This is a genomic window from Klebsiella sp. BIGb0407 (assembly GCF_024807845.1).
In the GTDB taxonomy this organism is placed as follows: domain Bacteria; phylum Pseudomonadota; class Gammaproteobacteria; order Enterobacterales; family Enterobacteriaceae; genus JGM124.
The window spans coordinates 60,384-81,159 of sequence record NZ_JANUEQ010000001.1 but is presented as its reverse complement, the minus strand read 5'-3'; the positions used below and the strand labels follow the sequence as shown (position 1 = coordinate 81,159).

Here is a 20,776-nt window from a genome sequence, read left to right as displayed (position 1 = left end):
ACAGGGCAGCTACCATCGAGTAGCATTCTTTTCTTTTTTCAGGTTCAGTGCAAATGGTTGACGAGACGCCAGTTCTGTAAATCATTTTCTTCTCTTTGTGATTACTTAATGGAGGGGGACGATTCAGTCGACCCACTCGTAGTATACCTGAACCAATCTATCGTAAAAAAGCCTCACCCGCCACGGGCAGCTGGTTAAGGCATTCTGTGTCCGCCTCGATGCTGTGCTGTCCTGGAATAGGCTGCCGTGGATGCCACCACAGACGTAAAGGCTTCGCTGGCTGCGCGCGGAACACCCTTTGGTCCAAACTACACGGCGATTGCCGGGTATGCCATCGCCGCCGGAGCTGTCTTGGTAAAGAACAATACGAGAGAGTTTGCGCGCGTGCCAGGACTGGTGCTGGAAGACTGGGCTAAATGATTCCGGAGAATGACGGAAGGTGAATATCCGCTCTGTGCCAAAAGCGGAAGTTCGACTTTTTGTACAGATCCTCAAGACAACATTTTCTCCATGCCAAAAACTTTTTGAAAATATCGAATGGAGGAGGCGTTGCACAAGTGTCAGACAGGTAGTGCGCGATCTTTCACAACCGTTTTCATAACCAGTGTTGAGGTAAGCCGCTGCACACCTGAGATACCAGAGAGTTTTTCATCATACAGCTCCTGAAAAGCCCGCAGGTCACGGGTGATAACATGAAGCAGATAATCCGGATCGCCAAAAAGTCGCTGCGCCTGAATAATTTGCGGTATCTCCTCTACAGCCGCCTCGAAGGCGGCGACCGCCTGTCGGTCTCCCTCGCGCAGGGTGACGAAAACTATGGCTGAAAAGTTCAGCCCGAATCTGGCCGGATCCAGATGAGCCCGGTAGCCGCTGATTACCCCTTCCTGCTCAAGGGCTCTGACCCTGCGCTGGCATGATGACAGGCTGATCATCACCCGTTCCGCCAGGTCAGTGAGCGAAAGCCTCCCGTCCTTCTGAAGCTCTGCAAGAATATTGCAATCTGTTCTGTCCATTCCTGAAAACCTCCCGAGTTATATCGTTTTTTAAAGTATAAATGAAAGCACATTCCGCTTACAAAGCGATATTCTTTCTTCAATTCTAAACGTGTTCGTCGGGTAGAGGTTTACCTATATGAAGGTTTCTGACACCAATGAATATCCGGTTAGTGATGGGATAGATAAGGATTACGTCACATGTCACTGAGTATGTTCGCCGCATTCTGGGCTGTTTCCGTGCTTTTAGTCATCACGCCAGGCGCCGACTGGGCTTACGCCATTTCAGCCGGCATTCGGGGACGCCGGATTGTGCCGGCGGTTGCCGGCATGCTGAGCGGCCATCTTGTTGCAACGCTCATAGTGGCAGCGGGGGTCGGCTCAGTCATTGCAGGCACGCCGGGCGTACTGACGTTCCTGATCGTAGCCGGGGCAGCCTATCTGCTCTGGCTCGGCCTCAGCATGCTGCGCCATCCGACAGCGCCAGCGGCGGGACAGAATAATAATGCAGATTCGTCACTGAAATGGGCACTCAAGGGCTTTTGCATCAGCGGGCTTAATCCGAAGGTTTTTCTGCTGTTTCTGGCCCTGCTGCCACAGTTTACTGATGCCCACGCGGCCTGGCCACTTCCACTGCAGATGATCGCGCTGGGGCTGGTACATGTGATCAGCTGCGGCGTGGTCTACCTGCTCGTGGGGTATGGCTCCGGTACGGTGCTTGGGACGAGACCGCGCGCCGCACAGAATGTCAGCCGGATTTCGGGCAGTCTGATGATCATTATTGCGGCCCTCCTGCTGGCAGAGCAGTTTCTCTAACGCATGGCCATAGGGGCTTATAACAAAGCATCATGCAGCAGGGACTCTATGAATACACTCGACCTCAGGGAAACGTCAGACCGAGCAATACATTTAGCGTTGCGAAAGCTGGTATTATCGCCCCGCAACATCCTTCATCAACGTAACGAATTAGCAGAGAACACCATGTCATCAGTCACACTAACACATCTGAAAAAACTCAAGCAGCGCGGCGAGAAAATCACCATGCTCACCTGCTACGACGCCACGTTTGCACACGAGCTGAGCACGGCAGGCGTTGAGATGCTTCTTATCGGCGATACGCTGGGAATGATCCTGCAAGGCCATGACAGCACCCTGCCGGTCAGGCTGGAAGATATGGTTTATCACACGGCCTGCGTTAAGCGCGGAAACAACGGCGGTTTCATTATAGCCGACCTTTCATTCATGACCTGCTCCTCGCCTGAGCTGGCACTGCACAGCTCCGCGCAGTTAATGCAGGCCGGTGCGCAGATGGTCAAGATTGAAGGTGGAGAGTGGCTGTGCGACACAGTGCGTCAGCTGACGCGTAACGGTATACCGGTTTGCGCCCATATTGGACTCACCCCTCAGTCGGTTAACGTCTTTGGCGGCTTTAAAGTGCAGGGACGTGACTGCCATCAGGCGGCCGCACTGGTCGACACCTCGAAAAAGCTTGAAGAAGCCGGCGCGGCAATGGTGCTGGTTGAAGCCGTCCCCGCCTCGCTGGGCAGAGCGCTGAGCGAGGCGGTGTCCGTACCAGTCATCGGCATCGGCGCTGGCCCGGATACAGATGGACAGGTTTTAGTACTGCACGACATGCTTGGCCTGAGCATCACCGGCAGGGCCCCGAAATTCGTCAAAAACTTTATGAAAGGGCAGCACGACATTCAGGGCGCGTTAAAAAGTTACATTGCCGCCGTCAAAGACGGCAGCTTTCCGTCGGCGGAGCACTGCTACTCAGAATAAGTTACAGATGCAGCCGCTTATATTAGCGGCTGCATCTGTAATCTGTGTAAAGAGGCTAATCACCGACGTCCGCTGTTCGCTCAGAGCGAACGTTCAGCACCCTGTGTTTTTCCGCTCCGTGCCAGAAACGGACATTAGTGAAAATGCGATACGTTAATTGATGAAGATTATTTTATGCTCAGTTCTCAGTGTCATATGCAGAATTCAGCACAGAAATTAATAAATAATACTCATAATTTCAGTATGTTAATTATGAATCGCTTTTGGCTGGTTGTTTCGCATAGCGCCCGGCGGATATCCATTGATGCGCTTAAAAGCTCTGCTAAATGCTGCCTGTGAGGCATAGCCGAGACGTAACGCTACCGTGTCGATTGAGATCTTATCGTGAACAATCCAGTGACCAGCGAGGCGCATTCGCACTTCCCTTGCATAGCGCTGGGGAGGTATCCCAATGATTGATGTAAAGCGTTCAGCGAAAACAGAACGTGACACATGAGACTGGGCAGCAAGCTCAGCAACAGACCACTCCCGACTTATATCGCGATGGATAGTCAGAATCGCACGGGCAAGCCGCGGATCACGTAGCGCAGCGATAAGACCAGCGGCATTTTCGCTGCCGTTTTCAATCCATCCACGCACAATCATAGCAGCAGCCACTTCTGCCAGACGTGCCAGAATGCCCGCGAAGCCCGCGCGTCCGGAACAGATTTCAAATTTCATTGCGCCCAGAATGGGAACCAGCCCCGGATATATCTTTTCGTTCGCTTCAACCACTATGGCTTGCGGCATCAGTTTACCCAGGCCCTGCATTCCACCGAGATTGAACTCCATGCAGCCATAAAACAGAACTGTGCTGGGAGTCGGATGCGTACTGGGACAGGTATTGATTCCGCTCACAGCCTCGCCTAAAGGCGCTGAGCCTAACGTATCGATATGCTGAATGGCACAGCCGACATCCGATATAAGTTGATGCTCCTCACCCTGTGGCATAAATACCATGCTTCCGGCTTTCAGCTCGTGAAGCGCACCATCGTTTGTACGAAGCAGAGAAGTTCCCACAGCAATGTAATGAAAATAGGCATGACCCGGTCTATTGCTAAAACCAACACCAAACTCAGAGCCAGTCTGTAAACGGCGGTACTGCACACCGCGCAGGCGCATTTCAAGCAGTAGTTCACTGATGAGTTCGGATGACAGAGCAAATTGTTTCTTCACATATAGTTCCGGCGTTTCGGGTAAAAAATCAGGATGTGGCATCATAGATCGTCCAGCCTCTCAACTCTAGACTTGAAACCTGAATTTTTCCTGAAAAGAGTGCGCTATGAGAAATGAAGTAACTGAAGTTTTATCCGCTAGTCTCAGCAGTTCAGAACCGAAAGAATCCGCATGGATGGCTGTTATTTCACTGACCATGGGGGTGTTTGGGTTGCTGACTGCAGAATATCTTCCTGCCAGCCTGCTGACACCTATGGCCGCCGATCTTGGTGTGACCGAAGCCCTTGCGGGTCAGGCTGTGACGGTAACAGCTGTGGTGGCACTGTTTGCGGGTTTGATGGTTCCCCGCCTGACACGCAATTATGATCGCCGAAATGTCTTGCTTGGCTTTACCGTGCTAATGATTGCTTCTAACCTGCTTGTGGCACTTTCATCGAGCCTGTCAATTCTGCTTGTAATGCGCATTTTGCTGGGCATCGCACTGGGGGGGTTCTGGAGTATGGCTGCTGCCGTAGCTATGCGGCTGGTTCCTGCAAAAAGCGTCCCGCGTGCTCTTTCCATTATTTTTAGCGGCATAGCCATTGGCACAGTGGTTTCGATTCCGCTGGGGAGCTACTTAGGTGGGCTTTATGGCTGGCGCAGTGCTTTTATCGCTGCAACCGCAGTTGGGGTGCTGACACTCATTTTTCAGCTGTTTACGCTTCCTCGAATGACTCCGCGCAGAATGATGAAAACGGAGACGGTCATGGATGTGCTTCGCCGCCCAGGAATGGCGATCGCAATGACTGGATGTGTTATTGCACATACTGGTCAGTATGCGATGTTTACCTATATTCGCCCAGCTCTTGAAAATATTAATCATCTTGATGTAGACCATTTGTCTTTAATACTGCTTGGGTTCGGCGTGGCTAATTTTATCGGGACGCTACTGGCCGGTTGGCTGATGGAAAGAAGTCTGAGTTTTACGCTGATACTGATGCCAGCACTTGTCGGTCTGGCAGCACTGTGCATGATTTTATTGCCACTGGAAGAAAACGGATTGATATTGTTCGTTGCATTATGGGGCATGGCTTTTGGTGGCATACCCGTGGCGTGGTCAAACTGGGTAGCACGTTCCGTTCCCGATCAGGCTGAAACCGCAGGGGGTATGGTAGTCGCAGCAGTACAGTCTTCAATTGCTGCTGGAGCTGCGCTGGGAGGCTTACTCTTTAGTATCAGCGGCGTAACTGGCGTTTTCATCACTGCTGGTTGCATAATGTTTCTTGCCTCGCTAGTTATTGGACTAAAAGTGAAGGTCGCGATGACCTGATAATTTTGAATATGCTCCCGTGTTAAATAATGGCCAGCAGAATCCGATGACTGGCCTGAATAGAAGCCCTGAAATTTCCTATGGCTTTCCGCTCAATTTGATGCCCGCGCCTCGCTCATATCAGGTATAGGTATTTCCGTCGATCAGCTTCGTGCCATAAGCAAACGTTATTCACTATTTGACATAAAACATACCGGTAGGTATGTTTTATTAATGACAAATAAACATACCCGAAAAAAACAGCCAGCCCTTGTCAGGGCTTCGCTTATCGAATGTACTCGAATCTTGGCAGCGCGTGACTCTCTTTCAACTACGAGCGTACAAGCAATCTGCGATATGGCAGGGGTTACCAAAGGTGCATTCTTTCATCATTTCCCAAGTAAAGAGGCAATGCTCAGCTGCGTCTATGCACAGATGCTTGAGGAATATTCAACTCAAATTACTCACTTGATGGAGACGGATCCCTTCCAGACTGGCGCATTCACACGGGCTTATCTCGAACTTGCAATATCAACAATTAACAATCCTGAGATGGTTACTCTGTGGAAGTCAGCAATGACTGATACACAGGTGTGTCAGTACTGGCGTGATTGGTACTTAACGATCCTGGAAGAACGTAAAGAATTTGAGGAACGACCTGAATTTGAAATAGTCAGGCTTGCAGCTGATGGCCTTTGTATGGGCGTGACTATGGATATTTTTCCACTTGATCTTGCCGGTGTTATTTCTGCTTTACGTCGCCTCTCGGCTGCACCAGATGCGCAGTAACTTCGCTTTTACGGATACATTTTATTAAGGATACATTTTATTAAGGATACATTTTATTAAGGATTCATTATGCTTAAGCCCTTCCTTATCATTGGTGGATATGGGATTGTTGGTTCACACCTTGTTTCATTGTTGAATCAGTTTCTTCCACAGCTCCCGATAGTTATTGCAGGACGAGATGCGGATAAAGCCTGCAACTCCGCGAAATCATTTACTAATACAACGGGTATTGCTGTCGATACACGACGGGAAGATTTGGGTATAGATGCTAACTTAGAATTCAGTGGTATTGCTGTTTTAACCAACGACCTTTCCACCAATCCTGCAAAGTATGCAATCAAACATCGTATTCCCTATACCAGCATCGCAACACAGTTGAATCATATTGCCCCAAAGTTGACACTGTATCTTACGAATCCCGATAGCAGGGTGCTCGTTCTGGATACGAGTTTTGCAGGCATCGTTATCTCTGCTGGTGCTTATTGTTCAAGATATTTTCAGCAAGTGCATAGCGTTCGGGTCGGTTCTTTAATGGATGAAAACGATCTGGGCGGGCCTGCCAGTCAAGCAGATTCTGGTGACTTTTCGCAGAAGGAAGCAGGTTTGTTGCTCGAAGATTCTCAATGGATAGTTCCGAGCAATGGAAAAGAGGAGAAGGAATATACACTGGAAGATGGATTTGCTTTCACAGGTACAAGTTTCCCAGGATTTGATGCAGCAGAACTTGCGTACGCCACTGGCGCCACCTCAGTGAGGGTTGATTTTGCGCTTGGCCAATCGCATGGCAGCCGTCACAGTAAAAAACCATCTGTCGAAATTATTTACGAGATAGAGGGGACTTTCAATGATGGTCAAGAAGGTATGATAAGATTCCAGCTGACGCATCCTGAAGGACAGGCTTACCTTACCGCAACAGGCGTGGCAGTTGGAATCGAATCCCTTCTGCAGGGCGAGGGTATCCCAGGTCTGTATCTCACCTCTCAAATGATTGATCCCGAGCTGATGCTATCGCGACTTGTTCAGTCTGGTGCCATATTTAGCCGTTTGCCGGATTAACTGAGCATTATTTTCTTAATTTCAATAAACAGCTGGCTGCTTTCAGTACTTAAAAAAATCCTTATCATTCTCTGATGACAGCCAGTTGGAACTCCTTACCTCATATCATGATGAAATAGATGTCCGCTTCTTATATATGGGGGATTCGGATAAGACTTGAACTGGAAGGTAAAACACGTGATCTAGCTCTATTCAATATGGCTTTAGACAGTAAACTTCGGGGCTGTGATCTGATAAAACTCAAAGTATCAGATGTTGCAAATCTTACCTGATATATAAGAAGACTAAGAATCTCAGGGTGATCCAACTTCTGTTAGGACATAAGAAACTGGAAAGCACTGTCTGTTATCTGGGCATTGAAGTCGATGATGCGTTAGAGATCTCTGAGTCGATTGAAGTCTAAGACTATCAGGGCTGCAACAGCAGCCCTGTGCCAGTAGCGGACGATAACAGGGAGAGGACGTGTAGGTTCTTCGATAACCAACTCACGCAGTTGAAAGGAGGAACAGATTTAAACTCAGTATGTATAATGATTCTCAACATCTGCAATTCAAAGGAAGATGCAACTTGAATATCGAAATTTCTGAACAAATTACCGAAACTGCTAAAGCTGAGCTACTGGAAGGATTGCGAGGGTTTAACCGTCGGTATGTAAAAACCAAATCCTGGGGGGATCTTGGCGTTTTTTGCAGAAATGATTCAGGTGTAATGGCTGGAGGTCTTATTGCCACCACGAAAGGCCTGTGGCTTTGCATAGATTACCTATGGGTAAATGAAGATGCCAGAGGCTCAGGACTTGGAAGCAAATTACTCAACCTGGCTGAACAGGAAGGGGTGAGAACTGGCTGCCGATATGCACTGGTTGAAACGTTCAGTTTTCAGGCTCAGCCCTTTTATGAAAAGCAAGGCTACAAATTACAGATGAGCCTGCCTGATTTCCCAGAGGCAGGAATTCAGAACTTAACGCTGATAAAACTCAACCTGGGATAGCTAGTACTGGTTTAAATACGCTAAAACTTCCGTTCCTCGCTCATAAGGGACAACCATACTCAAGTCTCCTACATTGAAGGAGATTTGAGTATGAACACGTCACCGTGGAACAAAAACCGTATCATAGGCCAAAAAAGACCACTTCAGATATCTCATATCTGGGGTATCCGGATCCGACTTGAACTGGATGGTAAAACGCGCGATTTAGCTCTGTTTAATATGGCCCTAGACAGTAAACTTCGGGGCTGTGATCTAGTTAAGCTAAAAGTTTCTCATATTGCATATGGTAGCTCTGTTTCAAACAGAGCAACGGTGTTGCAACAGAAAACCGGTAGCCCTGTGCAATTTGAGATAACCAAAGGGACAAGAGAAGCTGTTGCTGCATTGATAAAGCTAGGCAATTTGCACAGTAAAGACTTCTTGTTTCAGTCTCGAGTTGGGACTAACCAGCACATTTCAACCCGGCAATACAATCGAATTTTTCATGGGTGGATTGAAAAGCTTGGTCTCGATGATTCGCTTTACAGCACACATTCCATGAGAAGAACAAAACCTTACCTGATCTACAAAAAAACCAAGAATCTTCGGGTGATCCACACTTTTGCTGGGTCATAAGAAACTGGAAAGCACAGTCCGTTATCTGGGCATTGAAGTCGATGATGCGTTAGAGATCTCTGAGTCGATTGAAGTTTAAGGCTATCAGGGCTGTAACAGCAGCCCTGTGCCAGGAGCGGAACGTGCTTACATCACGCTATGTTACTTTGTTGGGAGCAGGCCATAGTTCATATAGTGATTCACGTCCCAGAGAAAAATTCGACAATATGTCCCTTTAAGCAAACCTATTATAAATAGTTTTGTATTAATACCCTGTGAATTTACTAACGAACATTTATTTTCTTAAAATCTTTTATATCAGCATGTTTGAATTCGGCAATGAATTGTCTAATATAACCGATACCACTTCCATTGCCCATAACGAAGCCTTTATTTTTCCATCTAATCTGTATTGGCCATTCAGGAGGGTATGTTCTGATCGACTGGGTATGCACTAATGCTTTTGTATGCTCTCCGGCTTCATTTCTGTCAACAACCTTATAACGTTCATAACCATTTTCATCATTAACAAAAATCGCGTAATTAATTTTGAATTTTACTGGCGATTTAATCGACTCGACATCCTTATGCAAAATTTCAATATCTACCTTGTCGGAATTATTTCCAGTGTAAACATTACCATTGCAAGCCAGTAACTGGAAATAATTAAAACAGTCTACATCCCTTCCATTTTTAGTATTAACCCAACCATTACTTGGCCTTAAATCATATACATCAGAGTCATAACAAACCATCAATACATAGGGAGTCAATGGAAGTAGAAATAGATTTCCTGCTGAACCCAAACCATAAGACATTCCTCTGGCTCTTTCATCAATGAAATACCATTTATTAGTGTGTATGGCAGGATTATCTGAGGTATAAAATCTTTTTTTTGATTTATTTTTAATAAGACACACCTTCATATCCTTTATGATATGACGTGTATAAATAAACGACTTCATTGATTCAAGAACGGTTTCATCAAGTTCAACCTTAAAATCATCTATCCCAAACTTATCGGACATACCCTCAACAATTTCGACATATCTCTTAGACGCAGCCTCAGTCCTCATATGTTGCAGCAGTCAAAAATCCAGCAAAAAATCAGAATCTTCTTCGTTTAACTTATATCCGGGACTGACAATCCTTTTCACAAGATTTGAATATTCCCCCTCAATTGGTTGAAGAGTTTTTTCTAGTTTTAGGTCCTCACCATAAAAGTAGTTTTTAGAGCATTGACTTTTTATAGATGCATTCGCAACAAAAAACCTCCTGTCATAATTATAAAGACAAATTGAGCTGTTAGAGTTTTCATTAGAGAAACGTTTTAAATAGCATTGTGGTACGAAATGTTGATTCTTATTCGACGCCATAACTTCCTGCCTTTGATAAAATTAAGGGGTTAAAAATAATTTTAGGCTGTGAGAAATCAAAGTTTAGTGTTCCCATAACTACTTTCTTTCGCGAGTCAACTTGCCATCGCCAAGGCTATAACGTCCAGAGTGCATAGCTAACCAAAATAGTGCTGTTAACACATTTTGATGAATTAATATTTTACAAACAAATCTAGGCATTTTACCCATTAGAGTAACTCTTATATCATAATTTGAGTGAGGAATGAAATATTCATATTCACCTAATCTAGGTCGGAAGTAACCTGACATTTCCAGTGACCGGTTCCCAGTAAATTGATACACGACATTGTAAGTATGATCTATGGCGACTTGAGCACGAAGGGCTGCTCCTCGCTCTCAGCAAACCTTCAGCGCCACGTGCTTGTCTGCTGTGGGGCCTTAAGTCACATTAATCATCCTTATAAGATGTAAAAGATGGCTGTAGGTGTACATTATTCGTAAGGTAACCAGAACCTGATTAGGAATACATCGATCAATAAGGATAATCACCTATGCGAATTCCAATACTTACAACAGAACGGCTGCTATTAAAACCATTAGTCGCCGAAGATGCTCAGCAGATCCAGGCGCTCTATCCTCGCTGGGAAATTGTTCGTTACATGGTGGCATCTGTTCCCTGGTCTTATCCAGAGAATGGTGCGGAGCATTACGTCAATAACGTTGCGCTGCCTGATATAGCGAAAGGAATTGCATGGTTCTGGACTATCAGAAGCCTTGAAACACCCGACAAACTCATGGGATTAATCTGCTTGTACGATGTTGAAGATAATAATCGCGGATTCTGGCTCGCTCCGGAATATCAGGGACAAGGCTTCATGCGTGAGGCCAGTATTGCTGCTACGGATTACTGGTTTAATATTTTAAATAAACAGGTGTTACGCGCTCCTAAGGCTGCGGTTAACAGCCGCTCACAGCGTATTTCAGTCAGTAGCGGAATGCGGCTTATAAAAACCATTAAGCAAGAATATGTTAGCGGTCTTCTGGATTCTGAACTTTGGGAAATAACCCGTGATGAATGGAATGCTCGTCAAACCTGCTGACATCAGACATGTGGTGCCAGCTCCTCGCTCCCGTTAAACTGTTAGTGAAGATTTTTATCTCTCAAGTATGTTTTGTACAATTGCAGCCTGATTTCCTGCTCTGAAAGAATCATATCCTGAACTTTTGAAATCCAAATTTATCTTATGGTGAACTTATCGTATCTATATTGTTTTTCCCGTTGATTAATACTTATCACTTTCTTAAGATTCATTTTTTATTTATGGTGCATGCAATGAGTGAGTCTAAAGATTTCAAATTAGTGAAGGAATTACTGTTAGAATTCATAAAAAAAAAGGAAGTGAAATCCAGACTCTCCCATGTTGTTGCCAATGAATATAACGATTGGGAAAAGTGGTTTCAAATAGAGTTTGAATATTTTCTTTTGAATGAAAAGTATTTTCATACCAGAAGAGAGTTGAAGGCGAATTCTGATAAAAGAAGCAAACTTAATCGCTTTTATATGTTTGTCGATTTAATTTTCAGAAAGCCTAATACCGCAAAGGATCAGTACATATATCTGGAATTCAAGCGGGCAGTAAAAGCGACAACGTTAGTGAAAGAAATGTTGAATGACATAACCAAAGTGAATTCAATCGTTCAATCACATTATGTTGAGACGGAAATTAAACAGCGTTCATTCTGGTGTGTGGGTTTTTATCATTCTTTCCATACTTTGACTGTTGACCGTGCTAAGAAAGAGATTAGCCAGTACTCCAAAATTTTTCACGAACCTGTGTATTTATGCTCGTGCCGGGGGGCATCACATTATGATGAATGCCTAAAAATTGGCGTTGTAATCATCTGATGATGTTCGGGTCAGAGTAATATCTAACCCGACATAGATGAGAAAAACCGGGCTGAGAAAACTCCCGATAAAACCGGGTATGTAAGTACTTTTCTCTCGATGATAACCAATCAGGTTATAAGAGCCATCAGTCAGACTTACCTTAAACACAACCACTCTCAAATATCCCTCATTGCAGAAGATTTGAGTATGAACATCCCCTGGAACAAAGACCCTGTTATCAGCTAAAAAACTCACCCTGTTCCGGCATAGTATCGTTGATAGTATCAACAATACCATTGACGGTTTGATTTGCTCATGATAAATATCTTGAATAGATCGTTTTTACTCTCGAGGAATCAATGTCTCTTATTGGTGAAATACGTACTGAGTTACGCTTTCTTGTCAGAGAGCTGGGCTTGCTTGATAAAAACTGCTTTGGCTCCGGGCTGTCATTAACGCAAGCTCATCTTCTTACGTATCTGTTTAAAAATGGTACAACCTCTTTCAATGAATTGAAGCTTCAGTTAAATATCGATAAAGCGTCTTTAAGCCGAATGTTAGCTCTTATGGCAGACGAAAATTACGCTGAGGCACTTTCCATTTCATCCGATAAACGGCAAAAACACTTTCAGATTACAGCGGCTGGCAGGGAAGCTTTATCTAAAGCCAATAGCGCAGCCGACAAAACAATGGGCTTTATTGATGAGGGCATGGGCATTAACGATGCAGAAGCTATCGTTAAAGGATTACGTATACTTCGTAAAGGAGCATTCCACCGCAACTGTCTTCACAATCCGGAAAGAATTCAAGTTGAGCAGTTGCGGGATAAATACAGAGCAGACGTAGCTAGCCTGTTAATTGAAACTTTCTCTAATGAACAAAATATCCCGGAGAATCTCATCAATATTCCGAAGGAATATGAAAGCAACTGGTGGATAGCGCGCTCGGGTGAATATTTACTGGGAGCCGTAGCCTGTTGGAAAGAAAATGCCGAATATCACTGGGGGCGCTTTGCCGTTGAGCAAGCTTACAGAGGGCTTGGTATAGGTAAAAAGTTAGCCTCTGTATCCTTAAAAGAATGTTTTCTTGAAACTGACGAGATAATAACTGAAGCCCGGGATACAACTGTCAAAATTATCAGTCAACTGGGTGGTGAAACTACCGGAGAGGCTTTTGATTTTTATGGTATGCCGGTGACGCCGATGAGACTAAAAATACAGGATTTTGAAAAAATATATTCGTGCAGTAACCCTCTCTCATAATGGATCTTGTACAGCTCGTTGTTGCATCTTCTCATGTAAATATTTCTTCACAAGGGGCCACTCTGATTCAATTATTGAGTATCGGGCTGAATGACGAAACCTGCCATCGGGCATAATTCTTTCATTCCTGATGATACCTTCTTCAACAGCACCCAGGCGAAGGATTGCTCGCTGAGAATGTATATTAAGTACATCAGTAGTAAACTGAACTCTAATAAGTTCTAGTGATTCAAAAGCATACTGGAGCATCAAGAATTTTGCTTCCGTATTAACCACTGTGCCTTGATATCTTTTGGCTATCCAGGTTCGGCCAATTTCAGCATTTCTGTTTTGTAAGTCTAGTTTCCAGAATCTTGTACTTCCTATTACAGTTCCCCCAACCATGATGACATAAGGTAATACTGTCCCCTCCAACTGTCCCTGTAGCGCTTCCGCCAAAAATTTATCGACCGTACTTTCACCGGGAACAACTGTAAAATTTAAATCCCATAAAGCACCATCTGAGGCAGCCGTAACGATTTCATTTCGGTGCAAAATATTCATTGGTTCTAAAGTAACTGTTCTGCCATATAACGGTTTAATGTCTGCCATATTAATTGTTCCTGGATATACAAAAGCTCAAAAACTCATGTTTTACTTGATTTAGTCTCAGGCAAAAAAATGGAAGAAACAGCCGTATCAGTATCATATCCTAACAATTACGTGAATGATTTTTTCTATGTCCCACCCACCATCCCTTCTTTTCGTATAATCACTGCCTTCCCTTGCCTCATTCCAATAATGAGCGCAATCGATATGATTGATATGGAAGCCCATCCCCAGGTGCCAGGTTTTTGATGGATGATGAAAACAGAGCTAATCATCGCAAATACGGGAATAAGCAGTGATAACGGCGCGACTTTTGATACCGGATATTCACGCAGCAGAAGGTTCCATCCCCAATAGCAGAAATGGGTAGCTGCATAGACTTGGAATATCAAAGAAAACACCTCTATTGTCTGCATGCCAGACGATAGCGTGGAAAATGGGGCCGTCCCATGCCACCACCAAGTCAGCACAAATAGTGGAACAGGTGAAAAAAGACTTGCCCATACAACGAAAGCAAATATCTCTTTAACTTTGGCGAGTTTGATGATGATGTTTCCAACACTCCAGGCTATCGCACTTATCATCACCAGAGCAAAACCGACCGTTGTCGATTTTCCAGGGCTTTCCATTAAGATGCTGACCAAACCGATGGCAGCCAAAAATATGCCAATCAGTTGTGGCCTGGTTAGACGTTCACGAAATAATAATACGCCCCAGCCAAGAGTAAAAAATGCGCTGAACTGTATGAGTAGAGCAGCACTACCAGGCGGTACCCCCATAGAAATACCGAGATTGATCAACGCCCACATGACTACGCCGAAGATCAAACCATATGCAACAAGCCAATGCATGGCGACCTGAGGGCGCTTTACAAAAAATACCAGCGGGAATGCAGATAATGAAAACCGAATGGCTGTCAAAAGCAGCGGATCAATTCTGGCAAGCCCAAGTTTAGTTATCGGGAAGTTAACTCCCCATATTGCTGTTACCAATATGGCAAGGATAAGGTGTTTTCTACGCATGGATTGGCGGCTCTAATTCCGGAATTAAGAAGATCGTTATTTGCTATCCAACCAATATGCCACCGAATAATTTGGCCCACTTTCTTTTTCGGGTCAAATATGATTAAAATTGGGCCATGAAAACAGATCTGTATGATTTATACGAAGATACGCCTCTCGATGTCATAGTGACTAAGAGGGACTACGCCGATGGTGAATTCTTTCCTGAACATAGCCATTTAAGGGGACAATTCGCTTACGCTGCCTGCGGCGTCATCACCGTTGAAACTGACACTGGAAACTGGGCGGTACCACCACTCAGAGCCATCTGGGTACCCACGGGTGTTCCCCATTCCATGCAGATGCGCGGCCCGGTGACTATGCTGAATAGCTATATTAGCCCACAAGCTGCGCAACGCCTGAACTTTCCGACTCATTGCCAGGTTTTTGGCGTATCTCCATTGGTTCGACAACTGCTTGAGAATGCCGTAAACATACCAGCTCACTCTGCTACCAATAAACGCGATAGCCATTTGATGGGGCTGTTGCTCCATGAGATAGCCAGGATGCCTACGTTATCGCTTCACGCCCCCATGCCTGATGAACCACGCCTTGCGCGAGCATGCCATTATTTTTTGAGCGCACCCGATTTGGGAATGGGGATCGATGATATGGCAGAACGCTCTGGCATGAGTCGCCGTACATTCACACGGCAGTTCCGCCAGCACACGGGAATAAGCTTCATTGAATGGCGACAGCAGGTTTGTCTGCTCACTGCCGTGGTTCGGTTGGGAAACGGTGAGTCCATTACACGCATTGCAATGGAGCTGGGATATAGCAGCCCGAGCGCTTTCTCGACGGTTTTCAAAAGTATATTGGGTGAGAATCCAAGTCGATACTTTTAGAATTTTCTGCAAAACACGTATTATATAAATCTGTATAAATAGCTACACCAGCAAAGGAATGCTATTTAGCATAAACCAGATTGCATAAAGGCATTCTATCTATTACGCCCGCGTCTTTCACTCTGTGTCTTTGAGAGTGATATTTCACAAAAATAGCATGAAATTAAAACCCACAGAAGGCCTATAAGGAATCCAAATACCACATCACTAAGATAATGTAAGTTAAGGTATATTCGACTAAACGATACGAACGTGATAACAGAGAATGCTCCGATAATATAAGATATTCTCGTCTTAATATTAGAACTTGATTTCACCAGCACATAGGCAATATACAGCGCGATGCTTGTCACTGCAGTTGCATGCCCGCTTGGAAAAGAAGGATTAAACTCTTCGACACCCGCAATGATATCTGGCCGAGGTCGATTAACCATATATTTAATAGCCCAAGTAGTAAGCTCTGCACCAACGTATGCCAGCCATAAATATAAAACATAAATTCGCTTATGCTGGCGAATCAGTACTATCGATGTAATGACTGCTATTGCTGCCGTTACCGCAATAGTACCGGCATAGGTGGTAAACTTAAAAAACTCAAATAAGCCCGGCGTACGTATTTTTTCAGCCCACAATACAACTAATGCATCGATGTGACTCATTTTTTCTAAAAGTGAAGCAAACATTTATTCCCTTATTGATTTTTCAGAAAAACACTAAGACTACCCTGGCTTTCAAAAAAATCATACTCATTTAGTAACTCAATATCTTAACCTAATTTTGAAGATTGAAACCACAATTAATCCATTATTATAACATTAAGCAAAAAACCTTAGACCACACAGTCACGAAAATTAGACGCAGAAACACGAGATTTATATCTTTCATATCGCACCGAAATTACAGAAAAAACGGGCGCTTGATATACATTTTCGGAACTGGGCCAATATTCACAGGTGAACACTGGCGGTGTTGAATCAAATAGCTGGCTAAGAGCAGGAAACTGAGATTTGCCTCCGTGTTAAGACCGAGAGACCTCTGGAAGTGAATGGTTCCTTTTGCAGGGAGACTGACATCATGAGCGGACTTTTCTAAAGCAATTGAGTGTCAACAAAGTGGACGCAGGTCACGGACTTCGTTCATCGTAAAAATGTTATAGTGAATTACTTGTCAGTTGGAAAGCAGCCAAACCAAACAACCAGGGAAAGGAGAATCGTCGGGATGACGATTTTAGTGACGATACAGGCTCAGCTCATTGCTGGAGAAGCGCAGGTGATAAAAAGCCTGGCTCCTGAGGGCATGCTGGCCGCCGCATTTGAAGACGACGGCCAGACCGGGTATTTCTACGCGCTCGATGAGTCCGTTGAAGGAAACCCGATTCAGGATGCAGTGCATATCTACGATGTCGAGGATATTTCAGACGGTCATATTCCTTCTGACGTTAAAATCGGCTGGTCAGAAGACAGTCAGAAGTGCGTACTTCTTATCAACGGATATCCGCATGGAGCCTTCGATTTCATGGGGAAAAATGGCTACTGCAGAAGCGGATTTCCTCCCCCGATAAGCAAGGTATGGTCGGTGTCCGGTCATGAGTGGAGCGATTCGGTGGATGACTTTTTCCGGTGAGTTGTGGAGGGCTTAACGCCTGACGCTATTATCTATCCATATTGATAATGTCACTCTGAAGGGGGCGGACGATTTCCTGGACTCTCAGGATATAAACTAGGTATTCCGAATATCCGCTCCTCGCTATCAGCAGACCTTCAGCGCCACGTGCTTGTCTGCTGTGTGTCTGATCGTAAGGTAACCAGAACCTGCTCAGGAATACATCAATCAATCAGGATAATCACCCATGAGAACTTCAATACTTACAACAGAACGGCTGCTATTAAAACCGTTAGTCGCTGAAGATGCTCTGCAAATCCAGAAGCTTTATCCACGCTGGGAAATAGTGCGTTATATGGTGGCGTCGGTCCCCTGGCCTTATCCGGAGAATGGTGCGGAGCATTACGTCAATAACGTTGCGCTACCTGATATAGCAAAAGGAATTGCATGGTTCTGGACTATCAGAAGCCTTGAAACACCCGACAAACTCATGGGATTAATCTGCTTGTACGATTTTGAAGATAATAATCGCGGATTCTGGCTCGCTCCGGAATATCAGGGACAAGGCTTCATGCGTGAGGCCAGTATTGCTGCTACGGATTACTGGTTTAATATTTTAAATAAACAGGTGCTACGCGCTCCTAAGGCTGCGGTTAACAGCCGCTCACAGCGTATTTCAGTCAGCAGCGGAATGCGGCTGATAAAAACCGTTAAGCAAGAGTATGTCAGCGGCCTTCTGGATTCTGAACTTTGGGAAATAACCCGTGATGAATGGAATGCTCGTCAAGTCCGCTGATATCAGCCATCTGGTGTCTGCTCCTTGCTCCCGCCAAACATTATGAATCTGGCTGAAGGTTTTATCATAACTTCCTTCGCTTACTTCAGATAAAAAGGCATCAAAATTAACCCACTCAGATATGCACTTCATCGTCGGCCCTGCGCAATGGTTGCTTAAGCTGTCGGCAGGCCAGCTCCCCAAGTTTTCGTATTCCGCTGACATACTGGTCGGTGAGCTCAAAGCAAACCGCAAGCCGCAGACAATGACTGAACGCTTTATTTCCTGAGCATAAAAGTCCTGGCATACAGATTATTTTTTCATCCAAAGCCGCATGGAATAGATCAAGCGTATCAATATCACCGGGCAGCTCAAGCCAGAGAATGAAACCGCATTGAGGACGGCTGACACGGGTTCCTTCAGGAAAGTGGCGCGATAAGAGGGCTCTGACGGCCTCAATCTGTTCGTTGTAACGTTTTTTAAGAAATCGCAGATGCAGATCATAACTACCGTTTTCCAGAAATAACCCCAAGGTTTCCGTCAGTAACGCGGGTTCTGCGACTGTGGAGGTAAACTTCATCTGGCGGGCTATATCCCGAAAACGCCCCGCTTCAAGCCAGCCAATCCGGAAGTCTGGCGCCACTGTTTTGGTATAGCTGGCGCACACCATTACCCATCCGTCTGTATCAAACGCTTTAATATTCGGTACAGGAGATGGCCCAAACTGCAGCTCGGCATACATCGCGTCCTCAATAATTGCTATCTCATAGGTATGCCCCATTGATGCAAGACGCCGGCGATTTTCTTCCGGCATGGTAAAACCCAGCGGGTTGTGGCCGCTCGGAATGGTTATGACTGCTGAAACGCCGCCCTTTCTTAAAACCTCGTCCAGACTATCCAGGCACATCCCCGTCTGCGGATGAGTGGGTATCGCTACTGCTTTCCTCCCCATTTCTTCCAGCATCGGATACAGGTTGTAAAACGTGGGGGTCTCAACCGCTACACTGTCGCCGGGCTTCGTTGAAGCTCTTACGGCCAGATTTAGCGCTTCCATTGTGCCGTGGGTGATTAAAATATCTTCAACGGATAACAACATCCCCAGATGTGTACCGCGACGAGCAATCTGAGATCGCAAGCGTTCAGAACCAGGAGGAAGCACGTAAGTAGACTGGATGTAAGGAGAATGCCTCATTACATGAGAGGTCAGTTTTCTTATTCTGGTTGCGGGATAGAAGCTTTCACCTGAGGGGCATGCCAGAGCCAGATCGGTGTAGCCCCCTTTTTGCTGATTCTGCAAAATTAAAGAAAGAAGCCGACTGATACCGGACAGTGGCAGCGTATTTCCAGCGACGCTGGCATTATGGACTGTTCTGAGCTCAGGCAGTGTCGCGCTGACATAGTAACCAGCCTGAGGGCGGGCAGTCAGGATCCCCCGATCTTCAAGGAGCCGGTAAGCCGTTTTGACCGTATTAATGCTCACATTATGAGCCTGCGCATATTCCCTAATCGACTGAATGCGCCCCCCGGCGTTTAACAGTCCGACACTGATTGCCCGGATAATGTCCGCAGCGACTTGTTCATAAAGATGCATGGTGGAATATCGTATAGGTTGATAATCAGTAACGGGTAAGTGTGTCCTTTATTTATCAGAAATGAAACTCCATTCGGCTAATAAACTCATTTCTGTGTCCATATAAAAGACACATTTCTGTATCTGTACCCATCACAGTGCAAAGTGTAGTATCAGTGCCATTCTGATTGTTATGTCTCTTTAAAGGTGGGCTATGTCCAGCGTTGCTTTTCGCCAGGTTGATGTCTTTACAGCTGTTCCATTCAGGGGTAATCCAGTTGCCGTCATCATGGATGCGCGCGAACTCTCTGCCGTTCAGATGCAGGAAATTGCTCGCTGGACCAACCTGTCTGAAACCACATTTGTATTGCCTCCGGAAAATAAACAGGCGGATTACCAAGTCCGGATATTTACGCCGGAAAGCGAACTTCCTTTTGCAGGTCATCCGACGATTGGTACAGCCTGGGCTTTGATCGAGTCAGGTATAGTCAATGCCAGGAACGGTATCGTGGTGCAGGAATGCGCTGCGGGTCTGATTAATCTGACGGTTATTGAAGATGCAAAAGGGTTTGTCTCAATTGCATTCGATCTGCCAGAACCGGATATCTCCGTGCTCACAAATGTGCAGGTTGGTCGTCTGGAAGCTCTGCTTGGGTGCGCACTGGACCCTTTGATGCCTCCTCTACTGGTGGATGTGGGTGCACGGTGGATTGTCGCCCACGTGAATGATGCCGCTGCGGTTATCAGCGTTAAGCCGGATTACGAAAAGCTCAGTAAACATGATGCTGCAATGGGCGTGACGGGTATCTGCATTTACGGTGAGTATACCGATGAAGCCGGGATGAATATTGAAGTCAGGTCATTTGCACCGGCCTGCGGCGTTAACGAGGATCCAGTCTGCGGAAGTGGTAATGGTAGCGTTGCGGCGTTTATGCGCCATTATAGCGTGATATTACCCGAAAACGGGCTGGTGCTTTCCTCACAAGGGCGGGTTATCGGAAGAGAGGGAAAGCTGCAGTTGCGCATCGAGAGCGGTAAAATTCGCGTAGGCGGACATGCAATCACCTGTATTAATGGCACATTAAACTACTGATTTATTAAGTAAACAGAAATCCGGCAAA

19 protein-coding genes and 4 pseudogenes are annotated in these 20,776 nt (G+C 45.5%); 16 read left to right on the top strand and 7 right to left on the bottom strand.

The genetic code is table 11. The features are described from left to right. Window positions 1-166: 166 nt before the first annotated feature. Window positions 167-420: pseudogene (locus tag M2387_RS00390) on the top strand (PIN domain-containing protein); the annotation flags it as partial. A gap of 140 nt (window positions 421-560) precedes the next feature. On the opposite strand, the gene M2387_RS00385 reads toward M2387_RS00390, so the two are convergent. Then, window positions 561-1,013 carry an Lrp/AsnC family transcriptional regulator gene (locus M2387_RS00385; protein WP_259046519.1) on the bottom strand — a complete coding sequence of 151 codons (453 nt, stop codon included), beginning with the start codon at window positions 1,011-1,013 and terminating at the stop codon, window positions 561-563. Window positions 1,014-1,193: 180 nt separating this feature from the next. On the opposite strand from M2387_RS00385, the gene M2387_RS00380 reads away from it, so the two are divergent. Next, window positions 1,194-1,808, top strand: coding sequence for a LysE family translocator (locus M2387_RS00380; RefSeq protein ID WP_259046518.1), 615 nt, complete (start codon window positions 1,194-1,196; stop codon window positions 1,806-1,808). 165 nt (window positions 1,809-1,973) lie between these two features. Beyond that, the gene (panB, locus tag M2387_RS00375; protein WP_259048196.1) at window positions 1,974-2,774 is read left to right on the top strand and encodes a 3-methyl-2-oxobutanoate hydroxymethyltransferase; all 801 of its coding nucleotides are present in this window, start codon (window positions 1,974-1,976) and stop codon (window positions 2,772-2,774) included. 246 nt (window positions 2,775-3,020) lie between these two features. On the opposite strand, the gene M2387_RS00370 is transcribed toward panB, so the two are convergent. Continuing rightward, entirely contained in the window at window positions 3,021-4,034 is a 1,014-nt protein-coding gene (locus tag M2387_RS00370) for an AraC family transcriptional regulator (RefSeq protein ID WP_259046517.1), read from the bottom strand. Between the two features lie 61 nt (window positions 4,035-4,095). Here M2387_RS00370 and M2387_RS00365 point away from each other — a divergent pair, with 61 nt between their 5' ends. The 6 genes and pseudogenes from M2387_RS00365 (at window position 4,096) to M2387_RS00340 (ending at window position 8,806) form a co-directional block, all read left to right on the top strand. Then, a complete protein-coding gene (locus tag M2387_RS00365) occupies window positions 4,096-5,298 on the top strand; it encodes an MFS transporter (RefSeq protein WP_259046516.1) in 1,203 nt (400 codons plus the stop codon). Between the two features lie 213 nt (window positions 5,299-5,511). Next, entirely contained in the window at window positions 5,512-6,066 is a 555-nt protein-coding gene (locus M2387_RS00360; protein WP_259046515.1) for a TetR/AcrR family transcriptional regulator, read from the top strand. A gap of 69 nt (window positions 6,067-6,135) precedes the next feature. After that, window positions 6,136-7,122, top strand: coding sequence for a hypothetical protein (locus M2387_RS00355; protein ID WP_259046514.1), 987 nt, complete (start codon window positions 6,136-6,138; stop codon window positions 7,120-7,122). Between the two features lie 119 nt (window positions 7,123-7,241). Next, window positions 7,242-7,525, top strand: a pseudogene (locus M2387_RS00350) (site-specific integrase). 164 nt (window positions 7,526-7,689) lie between these two features. Then, entirely contained in the window at window positions 7,690-8,112 is a 423-nt protein-coding gene (locus M2387_RS00345; RefSeq protein WP_259046513.1) for a GNAT family N-acetyltransferase, read from the top strand. 90 nt (window positions 8,113-8,202) lie between these two features. Continuing rightward, window positions 8,203-8,806: pseudogene (locus M2387_RS00340) on the top strand (site-specific integrase). A 184-nt stretch (window positions 8,807-8,990) separates the two neighbouring features. On the opposite strand, the pseudogene M2387_RS00335 reads toward M2387_RS00340, so the two are convergent. Next, window positions 8,991-10,082, bottom strand: a pseudogene (locus M2387_RS00335) (DUF4238 domain-containing protein). A gap of 533 nt (window positions 10,083-10,615) precedes the next feature. Here M2387_RS00335 and M2387_RS00330 point away from each other — a divergent pair. From M2387_RS00330 to M2387_RS00320, 3 genes are all read left to right on the top strand, one after another. After that, the gene (locus M2387_RS00330) at window positions 10,616-11,164 is read left to right on the top strand and encodes a GNAT family N-acetyltransferase (protein WP_259046512.1); all 549 of its coding nucleotides are present in this window, start codon (window positions 10,616-10,618) and stop codon (window positions 11,162-11,164) included. 233 nt (window positions 11,165-11,397) lie between these two features. Further along, window positions 11,398-11,970, top strand: coding sequence for a hypothetical protein (locus M2387_RS00325; RefSeq protein WP_259046511.1), 573 nt, complete (start codon window positions 11,398-11,400; stop codon window positions 11,968-11,970). A 341-nt stretch (window positions 11,971-12,311) separates the two neighbouring features. Then, window positions 12,312-13,214, top strand: a complete 903-nt coding sequence (locus M2387_RS00320) for a GNAT family N-acetyltransferase (protein WP_259046510.1) — start codon at window positions 12,312-12,314, stop codon at window positions 13,212-13,214. Here the strand turns inward: M2387_RS00320 and M2387_RS00315 are convergent. Continuing rightward, the gene (locus M2387_RS00315; RefSeq protein ID WP_259046509.1) at window positions 13,209-13,805 is read right to left on the bottom strand and encodes a GNAT family N-acetyltransferase; all 597 of its coding nucleotides are present in this window, start codon (window positions 13,803-13,805) and stop codon (window positions 13,209-13,211) included. The two genes, M2387_RS00320 and M2387_RS00315, sit on opposite strands and share 6 nt — an antisense overlap. Window positions 13,806-13,930: 125 nt before the next feature. After that, window positions 13,931-14,824 (bottom strand): EamA family transporter, encoded by an 894-nt coding sequence (locus M2387_RS00310; protein ID WP_259046508.1) that lies wholly within the window; start codon window positions 14,822-14,824, stop codon window positions 13,931-13,933. A 116-nt stretch (window positions 14,825-14,940) separates the two neighbouring features. On the opposite strand from M2387_RS00310, the gene M2387_RS00305 reads away from it, so the two are divergent. Continuing rightward, complete coding sequence (locus M2387_RS00305; protein WP_259046507.1) at window positions 14,941-15,708, top strand: AraC family transcriptional regulator; 768 nt, start codon at window positions 14,941-14,943, stop codon at window positions 15,706-15,708. A 95-nt stretch (window positions 15,709-15,803) separates the two neighbouring features. Here the strand turns inward: M2387_RS00305 and M2387_RS00300 are convergent, their stop codons facing one another. Next, complete coding sequence (locus M2387_RS00300; protein ID WP_259046506.1) at window positions 15,804-16,391, bottom strand: phosphatase PAP2 family protein; 588 nt, start codon at window positions 16,389-16,391, stop codon at window positions 15,804-15,806. 535 nt (window positions 16,392-16,926) lie between these two features. Here M2387_RS00300 and M2387_RS00295 point away from each other — a divergent pair. Beyond that, window positions 16,927-17,331, top strand: a complete 405-nt coding sequence (locus tag M2387_RS00295) for a DUF2251 domain-containing protein (protein ID WP_259046505.1) — start codon at window positions 16,927-16,929, stop codon at window positions 17,329-17,331. A gap of 226 nt (window positions 17,332-17,557) precedes the next feature. After that, entirely contained in the window at window positions 17,558-18,106 is a 549-nt protein-coding gene (locus M2387_RS00290) for a GNAT family N-acetyltransferase (RefSeq protein ID WP_259046504.1), read from the top strand. A gap of 115 nt (window positions 18,107-18,221) precedes the next feature. On the opposite strand, the gene M2387_RS00285 is transcribed toward M2387_RS00290, so the two are convergent. Then, complete coding sequence (locus tag M2387_RS00285; protein ID WP_259046503.1) at window positions 18,222-19,676, bottom strand: aminotransferase-like domain-containing protein; 1,455 nt, start codon at window positions 19,674-19,676, stop codon at window positions 18,222-18,224. A 193-nt stretch (window positions 19,677-19,869) separates the two neighbouring features. Between M2387_RS00285 and M2387_RS00280 the strand changes: the two genes are divergently transcribed. Continuing rightward, entirely contained in the window at window positions 19,870-20,748 is an 879-nt protein-coding gene (locus M2387_RS00280; RefSeq protein ID WP_259046502.1) for a PhzF family phenazine biosynthesis protein, read from the top strand. Window positions 20,749-20,776 lie beyond the last annotated feature (28 nt).

What these genes read in the sequence shown, in the direction of transcription:
- M2387_RS00380 (WP_259046518.1), top strand. Translation starts at nt 1,194, where the DNA reads ATGTCACTGAGTATGTTCGCCGCATTCTGGGCTGTTTCCGTGCTTTTA.
- M2387_RS00315 (WP_259046509.1), bottom strand. Translation starts at nt 13,805, where the DNA reads ATGGCAGACATTAAACCGTTATATGGCAGAACAGTTACTTTAGAACCA.
- M2387_RS00325 (WP_259046511.1), top strand. Translation starts at nt 11,398, where the DNA reads ATGAGTGAGTCTAAAGATTTCAAATTAGTGAAGGAATTACTGTTAGAA.
- M2387_RS00365 (WP_259046516.1), top strand. Translation starts at nt 4,096, where the DNA reads ATGAGAAATGAAGTAACTGAAGTTTTATCCGCTAGTCTCAGCAGTTCA.
- M2387_RS00385 (WP_259046519.1), bottom strand. Translation starts at nt 1,013, where the DNA reads ATGGACAGAACAGATTGCAATATTCTTGCAGAGCTTCAGAAGGACGGG.
- M2387_RS00300 (WP_259046506.1), bottom strand. Translation starts at nt 16,391, where the DNA reads ATGTTTGCTTCACTTTTAGAAAAAATGAGTCACATCGATGCATTAGTT.
- M2387_RS00330 (WP_259046512.1), top strand. Translation starts at nt 10,616, where the DNA reads ATGCGAATTCCAATACTTACAACAGAACGGCTGCTATTAAAACCATTA.
- M2387_RS00355 (WP_259046514.1), top strand. Translation starts at nt 6,136, where the DNA reads ATGCTTAAGCCCTTCCTTATCATTGGTGGATATGGGATTGTTGGTTCA.
- M2387_RS00310 (WP_259046508.1), bottom strand. Translation starts at nt 14,824, where the DNA reads ATGCGTAGAAAACACCTTATCCTTGCCATATTGGTAACAGCAATATGG.
- panB (WP_259048196.1), top strand. Translation starts at nt 1,974, where the DNA reads ATGTCATCAGTCACACTAACACATCTGAAAAAACTCAAGCAGCGCGGC.
- M2387_RS00295 (WP_259046505.1), top strand. Translation starts at nt 16,927, where the DNA reads ATGACGATTTTAGTGACGATACAGGCTCAGCTCATTGCTGGAGAAGCG.
- M2387_RS00290 (WP_259046504.1), top strand. Translation starts at nt 17,558, where the DNA reads ATGAGAACTTCAATACTTACAACAGAACGGCTGCTATTAAAACCGTTA.
- M2387_RS00305 (WP_259046507.1), top strand. Translation starts at nt 14,941, where the DNA reads ATGAAAACAGATCTGTATGATTTATACGAAGATACGCCTCTCGATGTC.
- M2387_RS00370 (WP_259046517.1), bottom strand. Translation starts at nt 4,034, where the DNA reads ATGATGCCACATCCTGATTTTTTACCCGAAACGCCGGAACTATATGTG.
- M2387_RS00320 (WP_259046510.1), top strand. Translation starts at nt 12,312, where the DNA reads ATGTCTCTTATTGGTGAAATACGTACTGAGTTACGCTTTCTTGTCAGA.
- M2387_RS00360 (WP_259046515.1), top strand. Translation starts at nt 5,512, where the DNA reads ATGACAAATAAACATACCCGAAAAAAACAGCCAGCCCTTGTCAGGGCT.
- M2387_RS00285 (WP_259046503.1), bottom strand. Translation starts at nt 19,676, where the DNA reads ATGCATCTTTATGAACAAGTCGCTGCGGACATTATCCGGGCAATCAGT.
- M2387_RS00280 (WP_259046502.1), top strand. Translation starts at nt 19,870, where the DNA reads ATGTCCAGCGTTGCTTTTCGCCAGGTTGATGTCTTTACAGCTGTTCCA.